The organism is Haloferax profundi (assembly GCF_001469865.1).
Taxonomy (GTDB): Archaea; Halobacteriota; Halobacteria; order Halobacteriales; family Haloferacaceae; genus Haloferax; species Haloferax profundi.
Genome location: NZ_LOPV01000420.1, coordinates 1 through 2,807 on the forward strand (window position 1 = coordinate 1; position 2,807 = coordinate 2,807).

At 62.3% G+C, this 2,807-nt stretch carries 3 protein-coding genes; 2 read left to right on the forward strand and 1 reads right to left on the reverse strand.

Going from position 1 to position 2,807, the window contains the following annotated elements; genetic code table 11:
- Position 1: 1 nt before the first annotated feature.
- Entirely contained in the window at positions 2-1,444 is a 1,443-nt protein-coding gene (locus tag AUR66_RS14280) for an MATE family efflux transporter (RefSeq protein ID WP_058572954.1), read from the reverse strand.
- A gap of 134 nt (positions 1,445-1,578) precedes the next feature.
- Between AUR66_RS14280 and AUR66_RS14285 the strand changes: the two genes are divergently transcribed.
- Together AUR66_RS14285 and AUR66_RS20720 are read left to right on the forward strand one after the other, a co-directional pair.
- On the forward strand, positions 1,579-2,358 hold the full coding sequence (locus tag AUR66_RS14285) for a VOC family protein (RefSeq protein ID WP_058572955.1): 780 nt from the start codon (positions 1,579-1,581) through the stop codon (positions 2,356-2,358).
- 266 nt (positions 2,359-2,624) lie between these two features.
- A partial coding sequence (locus AUR66_RS20720) for a surface glycoprotein (protein ID WP_157533140.1) occupies positions 2,625-2,807 on the forward strand: 183 nt, incomplete at its 3' end.

Sequence of the window (2,807 nt, forward strand, 5' to 3'; positions counted from 1 at the left end):
GTCAGTCGTCTGCGGTCGCCTCGGGACGGTAGTTCCGACTCACCGCTTTCCACGGCCCGGTTCGGAACCGATAGTAGTTGAGCGCCGCCGGAATCGACGTCTCCGCGACGAACGCGAGATAGAGGCCGACGAGGCCGAGCGACGTGACCGACCCGATGTACGCGAGCGGAATCGACCCGAGGAACATCCCGACGAACTGACTGCCGAAGGTCCACCGGGTGTCGCCGCTGGCGTCGAGCGGACCCGCTGACCCGCCGGAGACACCCTGCAAGACGACAGCGAAACAGGCGACGTAGACGAGGTCGACCGCGATTGGCACGGCCGGGTCAGAGGGGTCGTTGACGAACCCGAGGACGATTGGCCGGGCAAATAGCGCGACGAGGACGGCGGACACGAGGTACGTGGCGACGGCGAAGCGGATGACTTCGTTCCCGTAGGCTTCTGCCAGTGTCTCGTCGTTCTTGCCGAGTGCTTGGCCGACGAGGCTCGACGACGCGAGGCCGAATCCCCATCCCGGCGTGTTCATGATGCCCCAGATACGCCGGGCGATGACGAACGCTGCGACCACGTCGGGGCCGAAACTGTCGAGGATGGCGAGCATGGGGAACTCCGCGACGGTCCAGACGAGGTTTCGCCCCATCACGGGGAGGCCGATTTCGACCAGGTCGCGGAGCGTCGCGAAGTCGACGAAGGGACCGAACGGGTCGATGGTGACGGGGAACGCGCCGATGCCGGGGAGCGTTCCGCGCGACAGGCCAATCACGAACGCACTGGTGACGACGATGTTCGAGAGGACCGTTCCGAGCGCCGCTCCTTCGACACCCATCCCGAGGCCGAAGATGAGGGCTGCGTTGACGACGATGTTCACGATGGCACCGCTCGCGCGGAGGACCATGGCGGTGTACGCGTCGTCGGACCCGACGAGCACCCGACTCCCGATGAGGTTCAAACCGGCGAAGGGGACACCGAGGCCGACGATTCGGAGGTACTTCGCTCCGAGGTCGATGGCTTCGGCATTGCTACTAAGAAGCGAGATGAGTTCGGTGGGAAATAGCCAAAAGAGCGCTGTGACGGGGAGTGTCGCCACGACGGTGAGGAGTGCGCTCGACCGAACTGCGAGTCCCAGTGATTCGATTGCATCGGCACCGAACCGCTGTGAGACGAGTGCGATTGTCCCACCCGCGATACCGCCGCCGAGTGCGAAGGCGAGTCCCCAGAACGGCCCGGCGAAGCCGACGCCAGTAATCGCGACCGTCCCCGACGCGATACCGACCATCGCCACGTCCACCGCGTTCTTCGACATCCTGGCGATTCCGGTGACGACACGTGGCCACGCGAGGTCTGCAGTCCGGACAGCACGCTCCCTGTCGAGGAGGCCGACACGGGAGAGCGCGAGTCCGATTCCGACGATGAGGAGTCGGACGGGATTGGGGACGGAGGGCACGACCGAATCGTAATGGCGGCGAGTACTTATGCGGCACGTAACGACGCTACCCCCCGAGAGACGGCGCGTGCCAACGACCGACGAGGGGTTCCGCGTTCGGTACGTTTTTCGCCGCCGCGACACATCCAATGGGTATGTCCGGAATCCTCGACCACGTCATGATTCGTGTCGAAGACCTCGACGAGTCGCTCGACTGGTATACGACGCACCTCGACTACGAGGAGAAGGGTCGTTGGGAGGCAGACACGTTCACCAACGTCTATCTCGGCCCGAAGGACCTCCACGAAGAGGGTGCTGTCCTCGAACTCACCTACAACCACGGTGACAACACCTACGAGATGGGCGACGCCTGGGGTCACATCGCGGTTCGCGTCCCCGAGGGCGAACTCGAAGAGGCCTACCAGCAACTCATGGACGAGGGCGTCGAAGACTACCGCGACCCCGAGTCCTGTGGGGGGCGCTACGCGTTCGTCAAGGACCCGGACGGCCACGAAGTCGAAATCGTCCAGCGCGAACAGGGTGCCAAGTGGAGTCTCGACCACACGATGATTCGTGTCGAAGACGCCGACGAGGCACTCGGCTTCTGGACTCGGAAGTTCGAGTACGAACACACTGGCCGTTGGGAGTCCGACACCTTCGCGAACTACTTCATGAAACCCGAAGGTGCCTCCGAGGAAGCGATGGCAGTCGAACTCACCTACAACTACGACGGCCGAACCTACACGATGGGCGACGCGTGGGGCCACCTCGCCGTCCGCGCCGACGACCTGCACGACTACTGGGACGACCTGATGGAGCGCGAGGCCGAAGATTACCGCGACCCCGAGTCCTGCGACGACCGCTACGCGTTCACGAAGGACCCCGACGGCCACGAAATCGAGGTTCTCCCCGCCGACTTCGAGTCCCCCGAGTAAGCGTCTCCACGGACGACGTACCCCGTCTGCCTTTCTTTTTCACTGACGCACGACTCGACGCAACAATCGTGTCGATATTTTTGAATTACTACAATATCCAAGTGTATTGATACCAATAAGATACACAAAGCATTTATAATGTGAACAGATACCTGAGGGCGTACCCCTACCCAAGGTGATCTCAGCGAGTAACCCCCCGCCCGAACCTACCCTCGGGCGTCGTTGGGTGGAAAGCTGCTTCGCCGATTATAGAACCATCTATAACAATGACAAAGCACAAACAACTTCGCGCGGTTTTGCTCGCTGCGCTGATGGTCTTCTCGGTCTTTGCCGGGTCCATCGCGTTCACGGGCACTGCTGCTGCCGCGGCCTCTAACCCTACCGTAACTACCGGTACGGTTGAGAAGGGCCCGTCTGCGGTTGTCAACTTGACTGTTGACGACACGTCC

What these genes read in the sequence shown, in the direction of transcription:
- AUR66_RS14285 (WP_058572955.1), top strand. Translation starts at nt 1,579, where the DNA reads ATGTCCGGAATCCTCGACCACGTCATGATTCGTGTCGAAGACCTCGAC.